At 51.8% G+C, this 13,310-nt stretch carries 9 protein-coding genes and 1 tRNA gene; 8 read left to right on the top strand and 2 right to left on the bottom strand.

Annotated features, from left to right (window positions below; all coding sequences use genetic code 11):
* The first annotated feature begins 37 nt into the window (after nucleotides 1-37).
* The 4 genes from ACP5D4_RS08095 to ACP5D4_RS08110 all read left to right on the top strand — a co-directional run bounded on the left by ACP5D4_RS08095 (nucleotide 38) and on the right by ACP5D4_RS08110 (nucleotide 4,552).
* Nucleotides 38-1,366, top strand: a complete 1,329-nt coding sequence (locus ACP5D4_RS08095; RefSeq protein WP_428011123.1) for an ATPase domain-containing protein — start codon at nucleotides 38-40, stop codon at nucleotides 1,364-1,366.
* Nucleotides 1,367-1,682: 316 nt separating this feature from the next.
* Nucleotides 1,683-2,906 (top strand): EAL domain-containing protein, encoded by a 1,224-nt coding sequence (locus ACP5D4_RS08100; RefSeq protein ID WP_428011124.1) that lies wholly within the window; start codon nucleotides 1,683-1,685, stop codon nucleotides 2,904-2,906.
* A 119-nt stretch (nucleotides 2,907-3,025) separates the two neighbouring features.
* The gene (der, locus tag ACP5D4_RS08105) at nucleotides 3,026-4,387 is read left to right on the top strand and encodes a ribosome biogenesis GTPase Der (protein WP_428011125.1); all 1,362 of its coding nucleotides are present in this window, start codon (nucleotides 3,026-3,028) and stop codon (nucleotides 4,385-4,387) included.
* Nucleotides 4,388-4,465: 78 nt separating this feature from the next.
* Nucleotides 4,466-4,552: transfer RNA gene (locus ACP5D4_RS08110), tRNA-Ser, on the top strand.
* Between the two features lie 76 nt (nucleotides 4,553-4,628).
* Here ACP5D4_RS08110 and ACP5D4_RS08115 read toward each other — a convergent pair.
* Nucleotides 4,629-4,850 (bottom strand): RNA-binding S4 domain-containing protein, encoded by a 222-nt coding sequence (locus ACP5D4_RS08115; protein ID WP_428011126.1) that lies wholly within the window; start codon nucleotides 4,848-4,850, stop codon nucleotides 4,629-4,631.
* A gap of 7 nt (nucleotides 4,851-4,857) precedes the next feature.
* Complete coding sequence (locus tag ACP5D4_RS08120; RefSeq protein WP_428011127.1) at nucleotides 4,858-5,646, bottom strand: carbonic anhydrase; 789 nt, start codon at nucleotides 5,644-5,646, stop codon at nucleotides 4,858-4,860.
* A 535-nt stretch (nucleotides 5,647-6,181) separates the two neighbouring features.
* Between ACP5D4_RS08120 and ACP5D4_RS08125 the strand changes: the two genes are divergently transcribed.
* The 4 genes from ACP5D4_RS08125 (at nucleotide 6,182) to ACP5D4_RS08140 (ending at nucleotide 13,082) form a co-directional block, all read left to right on the top strand.
* Nucleotides 6,182-6,316, top strand: a complete 135-nt coding sequence (locus ACP5D4_RS08125; RefSeq protein ID WP_428011128.1) for a hypothetical protein — start codon at nucleotides 6,182-6,184, stop codon at nucleotides 6,314-6,316.
* 141 nt (nucleotides 6,317-6,457) lie between these two features.
* Nucleotides 6,458-10,381, top strand: a complete 3,924-nt coding sequence (locus ACP5D4_RS08130) for a response regulator (protein ID WP_428011129.1) — start codon at nucleotides 6,458-6,460, stop codon at nucleotides 10,379-10,381.
* A 152-nt stretch (nucleotides 10,382-10,533) separates the two neighbouring features.
* Nucleotides 10,534-11,766 carry an RNA-guided endonuclease InsQ/TnpB family protein gene (locus tag ACP5D4_RS08135; protein WP_428011130.1) on the top strand — a complete coding sequence of 411 codons (1,233 nt, stop codon included), beginning with the start codon at nucleotides 10,534-10,536 and terminating at the stop codon, nucleotides 11,764-11,766.
* A gap of 41 nt (nucleotides 11,767-11,807) precedes the next feature.
* Nucleotides 11,808-13,082: a sensor histidine kinase gene (locus ACP5D4_RS08140; RefSeq protein WP_428011131.1), complete on the top strand. Its 1,275-nt coding sequence runs from the start codon at nucleotides 11,808-11,810 to the stop codon at nucleotides 13,080-13,082.
* Nucleotides 13,083-13,310: the final 228 nt, after the last annotated feature.

Here is a 13,310-nt window from a genome sequence, read left to right on the forward strand (position 1 = left end):
GCTTTCTCTAAGAAGCTTTCGAGACTTGCCACCTTAAGTGACCCGTACCGGCGAGCGACCCCTTTACATTACGCTTGGAGAATCGGAAGCGCAAATTCGCCGCAACGGAAGTTTGATGGGATTCGATCTCGACGGAATCGAATTTCTCGATCTCAGCCCCCGTCCAGAATTTTTTACGCAGTTTCAAACTTACGATATTTTTTCAGCGGCGGAAGTCGAACGCGATCCCATCGCGCAATTGATTATCGAACGCATTGAAACCCTGCAACCCCGTCGCGTATTTGTCGATTCCATGACGCAATTTCGCTATTTAGCCAGCGACGGATTTCAATTCCGAAAACAAGTCTTATCCTTCCTGCGATTTTTACAAGAACGCGGGGCTACGGTGCTGTTCGTTTCCGAAACCAGCGCGGAGTTTCCCGACAACGACTTACAGTTTATGAGCGACGGAATTTTTAATTTCGATTTGCGCGGGGGAGAGCGGTTTGTCTCCGTTCAAAAATTCCGGGGATCGGACTTTTATAAAGGGCTTCATGCTATGAAAGTTAAAGCCAATTGCGGCATCGAAGTCTATCCTCGTCTCGTGTCGGGGAATTACGGCCAGGATTTCGTGTCCGAATCGATTCCCTCGGGAATTCCGGAAGTGGACGAACTGCTTCACGGTGGAATCGAACGGGGAACTGTTACCATTTTAACTGGACCCAGTGGCGTGGGAAAAACTACCCTCGCCGCTCAATTTATGAAAGAAGCCGCTGGACGCGGCGAGCGTTCGGTGGTGTATCTATTTGACGAAGCGGAAGAAACCTTTCTCAACCGTTGCGAGTCGATTAATATTCCCGTGCGGGCGATGAAAAATCGCGGTACGCTGTCGGTGGTTTCTATCGAACCGTTAATGGTATCGCCGGACGAGTTTACGGAAATCGTGCGCCGAGAAGTGGAACATTTCTCGGCCAAAATTGTCACCATCGATAGTATTTCCGGCTATCGTTTGTCGATTCCTACGGGGGATTTGGTACGGCGGTTGCACGTTCTCTGTCAGTATCTTAGAAATATGGGAATTACGGCAATTTTGGTCAACGAAACTGAAACGATTACCGGGGATTTTCGGGCAACGGAAATCGGAATTTCTTATATTGCGGATAATATTATTTTTTTGCGGTATTTTGAGTTCAAAAACGAAATTCGCAAAGCTATCGGCGTCCTGAAAAAACGCATGAGCGATTTTGAGAAAACACTGCGAGAATTTCAAATTACCCGCTATGGCATTAAAGTCGGCCTTCCTTTACGTCATTTGAAAGGGCTGTTGTCTGCTGCAATTCCTAAAAAGAAGTCGGAGCGCAGGAAATCTGAAACTCGAGATTTATAGATACCCGATTTGTGAGGATTTTAAACCGAACGGGTTTCTATCAAACTTTTGAAACTGTCTATCGGCTCGGAAAATACTTTTTTGACTGTCAATCCAGTAAGTTTTGTGCATAACAAATCAATCTATACCCAATTCAAAACAAATAAAAAAACAACTCAAACAAGGTTCGATCGAATAGTTTTTGGGTCGGTTAAATCGCTGGTTTCGCGGTGGCCTGCTATCATATTTATCCCAAACACGACATGAAAACAAAAACCCTGTAAAATAAAAGGGAGTGGCTTCGATGTCCGAAAAAGGTTAAACAAACGAGGAGCCGATGTCGAGAATTCTACTACTGGTCGATCGAAAAGAAAACCGACGCCTGTTAGCCGAATGGCTCAGTCTGAATTACGACGTTTGTGTGGCGGAAGACGACGAAGCGATCGAACAGTGGTTCGACTTGTGTATCGTAGACAGCCTCGCCTTTCAACGGTGTCAAAAACGCTTGCAAGCGCGACAAAATCGCGAATATCCAGTTTCTGTGCCGATTTTGCTGTTCTGCTCTCAACTCAAATCTTCGTTTCCGAACCGTCAATTGTGGCAGTTCGTCGATGAAATTATCGTAACGCCGATTCCCAAAACAGAACTGCAAGTCCACATCGCCAAACTACTTCGCAAACGCCAACAGTCGCTACAACTTAAACTCGGTTCGGTTGAAGGATTAGAACTCAACGGCTCGAAAGCCGATCGATGGCTGGTGTTATTAGAATTAGAAGCGGATTTGCGCCACGCCATCGAACGCAACCAACTGCAAGCTTACTATCAACCGATTATCGACTTGGGCGCCGATCGCTTGGCGGGATTTGAAGCTTTAGTGCGCTGGAACCATCCCCAACGGGGGCTAGTCTCTCCCGTGACGTTTATTCCGCTGGCGGAACGGACGAATCAAATTTTCGAGATCGATCGCTGGATGCTGAAAACCGCCTGCACACAACTACACCAGTGGCGATCGCGCTTTCCGGAAGCCCAACACCTACAAATGGGGGTCAACTTCACCAGTTGTCAGTTCGACGACGAGGCGTTATGCGCGGAGGTGGCGAGGCTTCTCGAGGACTTGGACTTACCGCCGCAGCAGCTCAAACTGGAGATTACCGAACGCAGTCTTCTCGAACCGACGGACATCACGCGATCGCAAATTACCCAACTGCGATCGATGGGGGTGGAATTTTATCTCGACGATTTCGGCATCGGCTACTCCTCCTTAAACTATCTCAATTCCTTTCCCGTCGATGGCTTAAAACTCGATCGCTCCTTCACCCAAAAAATCGGCATCAACACCAACAGTTCTGAAATCGTGAAATCCGCCATTGCCTTAGCCCGCAAACTCAACATTGCCGTGGTGGCCGAAGGCATCGAAACCACCATGCAGCAAACCCAGTTAAGACAGTGGGGATGTCGCTACGGCCAAGGCTATCTGTTTGCAAAACCCCTCGAGGCGGCGGCCATCGAACGGCAGATTCACCAATTGGGGGGCGATCGCACCGCCGGCCGCCCGTCTTAACGCCACCGCCGCCCCTTTTAAAAAACTCAAAAAAACAAGCTATAATGATGTGTTTGGTATTGCGATCGCGCAAGCCGTTAAACAAACTTTCCCTTCACAGAAATTTCTAGCTCCGCACCATGTCACTTCCTATTGTTGCCATTATCGGCCGTCCCAACGTCGGCAAATCCACCATCGTCAACCGCCTCGCCGGACGCAAAGAAGCCATCGTTCACGACGAACCCGGTATCACCCGCGATCGCACCTACAAACAAGCCTTTTGGCAAGACCGCGAGTTTCAAGTCGTCGATACCGGCGGCTTAGTCTTCGACGACGATACCGAATTTCTCCCCGAAATCCGCCAACAAGCCATGTACGCCCTGGCCGAAGCCAGCGTCGCCATTTTCGTCGTAGACGGTCAACTCGGTCCCACCCCAGCCGACGCCGAAATCGCCGACTGGTTGCGCCAGCAAAGCGTCCCGGTTCTCCTGGCCGTCAACAAATGCGAATCCCCCGACCAGGGACTCATCCAAGCGGCGCAGTTTTGGGAATTAGGACTCGGCGAACCCTATGCCATCTCCGGAATTCACGGCAGTGGACTCGGAGATCTCCTCGATGCGGCCATCGCCTATCTTCCCCCCATCGACGAAATCCCCGAAACCGCAGAAATCAAAGTGGCGATCGTCGGTCGTCCCAACGTGGGTAAATCCAGTCTCCTCAACGCCTTCGTCGGACAAACCCGGGCGATCGTCAGCCCCATTTCCGGCACCACCCGCGACACCATCGACACCCTCATCGAACGCAACGACACCCGCTATCGCCTCATCGACACCGCCGGAATCCGTAAAAAGAAAAACGTCGAATACGGGGCGGAATTCTTCAGCATTAACCGCGCCTTCAAAGCCATTCGCCGCGCCGACGTGGTGTTACTGGTTATCGACGCCATCGACGGCGTAACCGAACAAGACCAAAAACTCCTCGGCCGCGTCGTCGATGAAGGTCGCGCCTGCGTCTTAGTAGTCAACAAATGGGACGCCGTGGATAAAGACTCCCATACCATCTACGACTACGATCGCCACCTCGACGATCGCCTTTATTACATGAGTTGGGCCGAACGGGTGTACGTTAGCGCCAAAACCGGCCAGCGGGTTCACAAAATCCTCGATTTGGTGGACGTGGCCGCCTCCGAACACCAACGCCGCGTTTCCACTTCTGTCATTAACGAAGTTCTCGAAGAAGCCCTCACCTGGAAATCGCCGCCGACGAACCGCCAAGGTCGCCAAGGTAAGATTTACTACGGAACGCAAGTGCGAACCCAACCGCCGACCATTGCCTTATTTGTCAACGACCCGAAGCGGTTTAACGACAACTATCGCCGCTACATCGAACGGCAAATCCGCGAACAACTCGGGTTTACCGGGACGCCGATGCGTCTGATTTGGCGCGGGAAGAAAGCGCGAGATGTGGAAGATCGCGGTCTCAATCGCGCGGCGAAGGTTTAGGAGTTGAAATAAGGAGACGGAGTTTTGTCAAGGCCTTGAACCAGACCCCCGACTTGTGCTAGGATGGGGTTCGCACCTGGAGAGGTGGCAGAGCGGTTGAATGCGGCGGACTCGAAATCCGTTATGGGGTCAAACCCATCGGGGGTTCGAATCCCCCCCTCTCCGTTAGACCGCAATTTTACCCGTAGCGGCGTTGCTTGCAACGCCGCTACGGGTTTTCGGGCTTCTTCTCATCCCTTCGTCACATCATCACATCATCCCCTGGCAGTTCCACTTGATAGCTTTGTCCTTGGGCGAAGACGACATCGCCATCGACGAGTTTTCGTCCCCGTCGCGTTTCGACTTCTCCGTTGACGGCCACTTCCCCGTACTGAATCAGGATTTTGGCTTCGCCGCCCGTATTGACGGCGCCTACCCATTTGAGGAATTGGTCGAGTTTAATGCTTTGAACCGCCTCGGACATCGACTTTCTAACCACCGTAAATGCGAGCGGTTTGTTCGCTAGACAGCCAGGGCATTTCTGGGTCTTTGCGATAGTCTTCGACGGCTTCGAGTTGGTGCAGTTTGTGGGGCGACAAATCGTCGATGGAATCGGGAAGCGACAGGACACACTGCATCGGCGAGGCTTCTACGTTGGTGTTTTCGTCCGGGGTAACGAAGGCGTGACGCATGGCGTCGTACTCCAATACTTCGCCAGTTTCGATGTGGTAAACCCAGGCGTGAAGGTGCAGCTTCCGTTGATGTAGTTTAGCGTGAACTACGGGGTAGGTTCGTAGGTTGTCGATTTGCGTTAAGACGTTTTCGGCGATCGCTACGTCGAGGAGGGGTTCGCCTTCTAGGGTTGAATAGTTTTCTTTGAGCAGGCGGCGGGTGGCTTCGGCGTGTTTGAGCCACTCGTACACCAAGGGCATTTCGTCTTCTAAGCTACTGCGTTTGAGCAGTCCTTTCATGGCGCCGCAATGGGAATGTCCGCAGACGATGATATGTTCGATGCCCAAGGCTTGGACGGCGTATTCGACAGCCGCCCCTTCTCCACCGTTGGCGGCACCGAAGGGGGGGATGATGTTTCCGGCGTTGCGGATGACGAACAGTTCTCCTGCTTGTGCGTTCGTGATCAGGTTCGGGACGACACGCGAATCAGAGCAAGTCACGAACAAGATGCGCGGTTTTTGACCGTGAGACAGTTCTTCAAATAGCTCGCGGTGGGTGCTGAAGTAGGTCGATTGGAATTCCCGCAGACCTTTGAGGAGTTTTTTCATCGTTAGTTCGCGCGCGTGTCAGTCAGTTCGAGGGGGTCGGACGAAGGTATTTTATCATTCTTTCTTGTTCGCCCTGTTTTTGCCGATCAATTGGATTTGCTTATATTGACATTAAGCGATATTAAGCAATCGAGAGATGTATGCGATCGCTCCCTCGCGGTATCCCTTGAGAATTCTTACCAGCAGTGTTAAACTAGGTTAAGTTAAAAAAGTATTAAATTTTTAAAGTTTTTTTCAAAAATCCCCTGAGTAACCGTTGCGACGTTCGATCGCTTGGAGGGGGATTTTAACTGTTGTCAGTACTGTTGTCAGTTGCCAAAAACCGGAAATTTTGGAGAGAGCCAACCGGGTACCTCTTACCTGGTGTAAAGGGTCAGAAAGTGGGGATCGACCAGATATCAAATATCCGAAATCTAGCGTCTTCAAGCGATAGGGTTTCTGAAATCTATTGGTGGTCTTTACAATACCCATGATGGAATCGTCTAAAGTGGGGTGTTTCTCAAAAATTTCAGTCTCTCAACAAAAGAGTAAAAGAGTGAAGCTCCCGGTTTCTCGTGCGGTTCTCGAGTCTGAAATCACGGAATGCCCTCGGGCGTTCCCCAGTATCGGCATTGAAACCCAGTTTCTCAGTCTTCCTCCTCTTAACACGGCAGAAACGGAACGACATTAAGACACATTAAGACATTGAGGGTCTGCATCAGTCCAGTTGGAAACGCTGCCAAGCGATCGCATCCGATCGAGGCGTGAAAGCGTATTGAAGTCCGTTCGTAACCTGCGATTGTCAAACGCCAAAAAAGGATAGAATACAGTTTTGAGTTATTCCAAACTTTTTCAACTCAATTTCAAACAACTGTGGCATCGTTGGACGAAACGCCATCAATCGGGATGGCGCCCCCGCCATCTCCTGGTATATTTAATGCTCGGGAGTTTAGCCGTCGGAGTGAGCTTAACGGCTTGGCTGAGCTATCAAGTGGTGCGAGAACTGCTCCTCGACCATCTCAAACAAAGCGCCTCAACCGCCCTGCAAGAAGGCGTCAACGAAATCGACGATTGGTTTACCACCCAAAAAACCTATATCGAAGCGATTTCGAGTACTCCCACCGCCCGCAGTCTCGACTGGGAAACAATTCGCCCCTACCTCGAACAAGAAACCGAACGGCTCGATAACTTCCTCACCCTGTCCTTGGTACTCCCCGACGGCTCCTTTCGCAACCAACGGGGACAAACGGGAAATATCGCCGATCGCCAACACTTTCAAGGGGCGATGCAAGGGCAGATTCAAGTGAGCAAACCAGTTATCGGACGGGCGTCTAACGTTCCTATTATTGCCGTGAGCGCCCCGATCTGGAACGATCCCAACGATCCCGATCGCGAACCTCTCGGCACCCTTACCGGGGCGATCGGCATCGAGCAGTTTACCAAAGTGGTCAACCGCCTCAACTACGGGCCGGGAAGCTACGCCTTCGCCATCGACGCCGAAGGAGAACCCATCGCCTACCTCGAATCCCAAGAATTGGCTTGGGACGGCGATGACGCCGATCGATCCCAAGAGGATATCGCGGCGGTGATGGAAACCCAGATCGCCCGTCAAATCCGCCATAGCGATCACCGCATCGATCGCACCCAAATCGACGGTGAAGTGGTTTACGTGGCGCACCAACCCCTCGAAAACTGGTCGATCGTGTTGGTCATTCCGCGAGAAAACATCGAAAACCAACTGCGATCGCTCAACATCCTGGCCGGCGTTCTCGGCTTCATCCTGGCCGCCGCCACCGTCCTGGCGGGACAGCAAATCCAAGCCTCCGAACAGGCCAGGGCCCGGGCTGCCCGCGAATCCCTCCTCAACGGTCTGACGAGCCGCCTGCACGCTTCCCTCGACCTCAACAAAACCTTACCGCCAACCCTCAAAGACTTAGCCAACTTACTGGTTTTCGATTGCATCGCCTTCGCCTGGCACGATCGCCAACATCAAACCCTGCAAATCCTGTCCCAATATTGCCAAGTCGAACGGCCGCAGTGGGCCCAAGAGTTGCGATCGGCCAGTTCCAATACCGATCTCGATGTCGCCTTGCGTCAGGGCGATGCCGTCACCCTTATCGCCGAACCCTCCGGCGACACCATCGAACTAGCCCCCAACTGTTACTCCGCCTTTCCCATTCCCACGCGACTCGGGACGCCGGGTTATCTCATCTGCCGACACAGCCTCCCCTTCAAACTCAACAGCGACGAACGAGAACTGATGCGCCGAGTAGTGGGACAACTGGGTATCGCCGTCAACCAAGCGCACCTCTACGCCGAAACCCAACGGGCGATCGCCTCCCTGGAACGGGAACAGCAACAGTTACGCCAAGTGGTGACGAATGCCCCCGTAGCCATGGCCATGTTCGATACAGATATGCGTTACCTGGCCTTCAGCGTCAAATGGCTCAGCGACTACAACCTCGACGGCGAAAACCTCCTCGGACGCCATCATTACGAAGTCTTCCCCGACTTGAGCCAACAGCGCCAAGACGACCATCGTAACGCCCTCGCCGGACAAGTGATTTCCAATCCCGAATTGGTGTGGGAGCGATCGAACGGAGAGCGAATTTACCTGCGATCGGCCATTCACCCGTGGTACTGTCCCGAAGGAAATATCGGCGGCATCATTATCGTCACCGAACGTATCGACGATCTCGTAAAGGCTCGAGTGGAAGCCGAACGCGCCGCTCAGTTCAAAGCGGACTTTTTAGCCAACATGAGCCACGAAATCCGCACCCCCATGAACGGCGTATTGGGCATGACCAGTTTGTTGTCTCGTACCCCGCTCAAACAACAACAGCGGGAATACGTGCAAGCCATTCAACGCAGCGCCCAACATCTACTGACGTTGATTAACGACATCCTCGACTTTTCCAAACTCGAAGCCGGAGAAATGGAACTCGAGGCCATCGACTTCGACCTCGATCGCCTCATCGAAGACGTTCTCGACGTCATGGCTACCCAAGCCGAAGAAAAGGGGTTGGAGTTGGCCACCTTGCTCGATCGCGACGTTCCCCGCCACCTGCGGGGCGATCCCGCCCGCTTGCGACAAATTCTCTTGAATTTGGTAGGCAACGCCATCAAATTCACCGACCAAGGGGAAGTGGTGGTGCAAGCGGCGCTCAAAGCGGAAACCCCCGCCTGCGTTCGGATTCGCTTTGCCGTGCGCGATACGGGCATCGGCATTTCCAAAGAAGGCCAGCAAAAGCTGTTTCAGTCTTTTTCCCAAGTGGATACCTCCACCACCCGACAGTACGGCGGGACGGGGTTGGGACTGGCCATCGCCAAACAACTGGTGCAGTTGATGGACGGGGAAATCGGCGTGGAAAGCGTCGAAGGGATCGGGTCGATTTTCTGGTTTACCGTGCGCCTGGAACTGGCCGACTCGATTCCCTCCTCGGCGTTACCCATGTTGCCCTTGGACATGAGCCGCTTGCGGTTGCTGGTGGCTGCCGATAACGCCACTACTTGCCAGTCCGTGCAGTATTTGGTGCAGTCTTGGGGCATGGACGACATTACGAACGTTCAAACCTGCGATCTGGCGCTGGATAGGCTGCAAGAGGCGGCCGAGACCTCTCGCCCCTTCAATATTTTGATTCTCGACCTACAACTTTCGGATATCGATCTCGAACAGTTCCTCGACACCATCAACGAGAATCCGGTGCTGACTAAGACGAAGGTGGTGGTGATGAGTAATATCAAAGACCAGCAGATGGCGGAACGGCTTCTCGAACGCGGGGCGGCTAGTTATTTCCTCAAGCCCGTCCGCGCCTCGCGCTTGTTCGATGCCTTGATTGCGGCGATCGCGCCGGAAGTGCGCGATGACGAGGAACTGGCAGCGTCCCAACCGCCGAAACCCCTGTCTTCAATGGATTTTTCGGGGTTGACGTTGCTGGTTGTCGAAGACCATCCCACCAACCAGCAGGTGATTTTATCTCAACTGGAGGAACTCGGCTGTCACGCCGACTGTGCCTCGAACGGCCAGGAAGCCTTGGAGCGGACGAGCCAAAAACAGTACGATATCGTGTTGATGGACTGTCAGATGCCCGTTCTCGACGGTTACGCCGCCACGCGGGAACTGCGCCGCCGCGAAGGAAACCGCCAGCATACGACCGTCGTGGCGCTGACGGCTCACGCGATGCCCGCCGATCGCGATAAGTGTTTGGCTGCGGGGATGGACGATTACATCCCCAAACCTGTGGATTTGGACGTTTTGGTGAAAACCCTCGAACGCTGGACGGGACAAGAACCGGGGGACGATTCCACCCCGGACGAGATGTCGGCCACGGCGGACGACGAGGGCCAGGAGTCACAGCCGGAGAAGGTTTCGGCGGAAACGTCGGAGGCGTTTTCTGAAGGCTTTCCCCTCGATCTCGATCGCCTGCGAAAAGTTTCCCGAGGAAAAGTCAGCTTGCAACACCGATTGCTCGATGCGTTCGTCCGCTCGACGCAAACGGATCTCGAGGAATTCGATCGCGCCTTGCAGGAGGGCGATCGCCAGATGGTTATCGAAAAAGCCCACCGTCTCAAAGGAGCGGCGGCTAACGTGGGAGCGCAGGGAATGTCTGACGGGGCGGCGGCGTTGGAACAACTCGCACGACACGATAAGTTAAAGGACAATTTAGATCGCGTCGGCGCGATCGTCGATTCGTTAACGGCCGACCTCGATCGCATCCGTGCGTTTGTTCGCAGCCAAGACAACGACACTCCATAACGCCATCGGCTTTTAAAATCGCCTTTAGCCTGAACCGCGAGAATCCTACGTTTCTAATCTCCGATTGAAGCGTAGCCTGTACGCGGCGGTAAAGTGGCGGGTAAGCCGTTCGCTCTGTTATACTAGCCTTAGTACAAAGCTCGCCGTCTCTAATGAAAGTCGTCAAGCTAAGAATCTATCCCACCCCAGAACAGGAAGTTGCCCTGGCGAAAGCCTTTGGCTGCTGCCGTTTTGTGTGGAACCGTTCTCTGCAACTGACGACTGAAGCCTACCGCCAAACCGGGAAAGGCATCTCGGGGATGGCACTCAAAAAAATGCTTCCCCAGTGGAAGCGAGAGTTGGAGTGGCTTGGAGAAACTTATTCTCAGTGTTTACAAAGTTCGGTACTCAACCTCTCGAGAGCGTTTGTAAACTTCTTCGAGGGACGCGCTCGATATCCACGATTTAAAAGCAAGCACAAACGCCAATCCCTTCAATACCCACAAAACGTCAGACTCGAAGGCAATAAGTTGCATCTTCCCAAGATTGGAGAGGTGTACTGTCGCGTTCATCGTTGGTTTGAAGGGCAAATCAAAACTGTAACGGTTAGTCGCAATCCCGACGGTCGTTATCACGCTTCAATCCTTATCGATGACGGTTCTGAGAAACCGGAACCCAATGCCAGCGGCAAAGCCATTGGTATTGATTTGGGGTTGAAGCATTTTGCCGTGACTTCTGACGGTGAGAAATATAACAATCCCCGTCACCTCAAGAAGCACGAGCGCAACCTCAAGCGCAAACAGCGAAAACTTTCGAGAAAACAGCAAGGGTCGAACTCTCGTCGAAAAGCCAAGCGGTTAGTGGCGCGAGTTCACAGCAAGATTGCCAACTCTCGAGCGGATTTTCTCCACAAGCTATCCCGCAAGATAGTCAACGAAAACCAAGTGATTGTGGTGGAATCCCCCCTAACCCCCCTTAATAAGGGGGGAACTCAAGGGGGGATAAACATGGTTAAAAACCATAGCCTTGCCAAGGCGATAAGTGACGTGGGGTGGGGAATGTTTTCGACCCTGCTCAAATACAAGGCTGAGGGAGAAGGGAAAGTCTATTTGGAAGTGGATCGATTCTTTCCTAGCACTCACCTCTGTTCTGAAACTCTATTGCCGTTACCCAAGATGGGACTCGACGTGCGGTCGTTTGAATGTCCGCAATGTGGTCAGATTCACGACCGAGACATCAATGCGGCAATTAATCTCAAAAACGAAGGCTTGCGGATCATGGCCTCGGGAACCGGGGCAACTGCCAGTGGAGGGAATGTAAGGCTAAAGGGAGGTCGAATTCGTTCGACGCTTCCCGAGGCAATTCCCACTGAAGCTGGAAGCCACTCATCAATCGCCTCGCGATGATGAGTGGTAGTTCACACGCTGCTGCAAGGATCGACCCAGATATGACACGCATCTTAATTATTGACGACGAAATTACGACCCAACTCGTTTTACAGGATTTGCTCGAAACTGAAGGACACGAAGTGTTCGTCGCCGACGACGGACAGCAAGGCTGGGAACTGGCGTTAGAATACCGTCCGAATTTAATGATTTGTGATTGGATGATGCCGAAAATCGACGGACTCGACCTCTGCCGTCGTATTAAAGCCCAACCGGAGTTAGAAGCTGCCTTTTTTATTTTGTTGACTGCTCGAGAACATCTCGACGATCGCGTTCGCGGTTTGGATGCGGGAGCGGACGATTTTATTTCTAAACCCATCGAAACAGAGGAGTTGTTGGCCCGAGTTCGGGCGGGGTTGCGGCTCAATCAACTCAACCAAGAGTTAAGTCAATCTTTGAAAGAGTTACAAGCCGCTCAAGCTCAGTTAGTTCACGGTGAAAAAATGTCGAGCTTGGGGCGTTTGGTTGCCGGAATTGCCCACGAAATCAACAATCCTATTAGTTTTATTTACGGCAATTTAACTTATGTCCGAGAATATAGCAACACGCTATCAAGCTTAATTCAAAATGTTGCCAAAAACCCCAATTTTTCGAGAGATAGTTTTTTAGAACAACTCGAAGATCTCGATATTAATTTTATCGTAAAAGATATGAATAGCGTCGTGTCTTCAATGAAAGACGGTGCGGAACGAATTCGAGAAATTGTCATTTCTTTGCAAGAATTTTCTAGCAGCGATCGAGCGGGACTTCAAACGATCGACCTCCATCATTCCCTAGATTTATCCCTGTCAATTCTCGAACATCGCTGTCGAGACGAGGTGGGAGATTTCTCAGTTGAAATTATCAAGAATTACGGAGAAATTCCAAAAATTGAAGGTTACGCCAGCTCGCTCAATCAAGTCTTTTTAGGGGCGATCGAAAATGCGATCGATGCCTTAGAAGAAGCAGCGATCGTCCGAGAAAGGGATTGGAAACCCCAACTGGAGATACGAACCCAGAAAACACCAGAAAACGGCATTGAAGTCACCATTTCTGACAACGGAAACGGCATTCCAGACGCTATTAAAGATAAAATTTTCGACCCGTTTTTTACGACCAAACCCGTCGGAAAAGGCAAAGGAATCGGCTTGTCCATCGCCTATCAAATTGTCGTCCAACAGCATGGCGGAACGTTAGAATACCGTTCGGAACCAGAATCGGGAACTCAATTTTTTGTGCGTCTTCCGCTCAAACCGACTCCGGTGGAGGAGAAACAAATTTTAACTCAAAATATCTAAACTATCTATCTTTTTTTGGTAGATTTTAATACAAAAACATAACCTTTACAACTATATTTTGTAATGTTTTTGGTGTAAGGAACTGTAATCACGAACTGTAGGTTGTGCGGATCTCCGTGGAACCCAACAGCCACTCCATCGAGTAAGTCAGCTAGTCTCCGATGAATTTGCAGGGTTGAGATGCACCCGTTTGAGATGTAGCTATTAATCCGGCGACCCGCTCCACCC

It is taken from the genome of Baaleninema sp., assembly GCF_049974805.1.
Lineage (GTDB): Bacteria > Cyanobacteriota > Cyanobacteriia > Cyanobacteriales > Geitlerinemataceae > Baaleninema.

Coding starts and splice junctions, on each gene's coding strand:
- ACP5D4_RS08100 (WP_428011124.1), top strand. CDS start 1,683: ATGTCGAGAATTCTACTACTGGTCGATCGAAAAGAAAACCGACGCCTG.
- der (WP_428011125.1), top strand. CDS start 3,026: ATGTCACTTCCTATTGTTGCCATTATCGGCCGTCCCAACGTCGGCAAA.
- ACP5D4_RS08115 (WP_428011126.1), bottom strand. CDS start 4,850: ATGTCCGAGGCGGTTCAAAGCATTAAACTCGACCAATTCCTCAAATGG.
- ACP5D4_RS08120 (WP_428011127.1), bottom strand. CDS start 5,646: ATGAAAAAACTCCTCAAAGGTCTGCGGGAATTCCAATCGACCTACTTC.
- ACP5D4_RS08135 (WP_428011130.1), top strand. CDS start 10,534: ATGAAAGTCGTCAAGCTAAGAATCTATCCCACCCCAGAACAGGAAGTT.
- ACP5D4_RS08140 (WP_428011131.1), top strand. CDS start 11,808: ATGACACGCATCTTAATTATTGACGACGAAATTACGACCCAACTCGTT.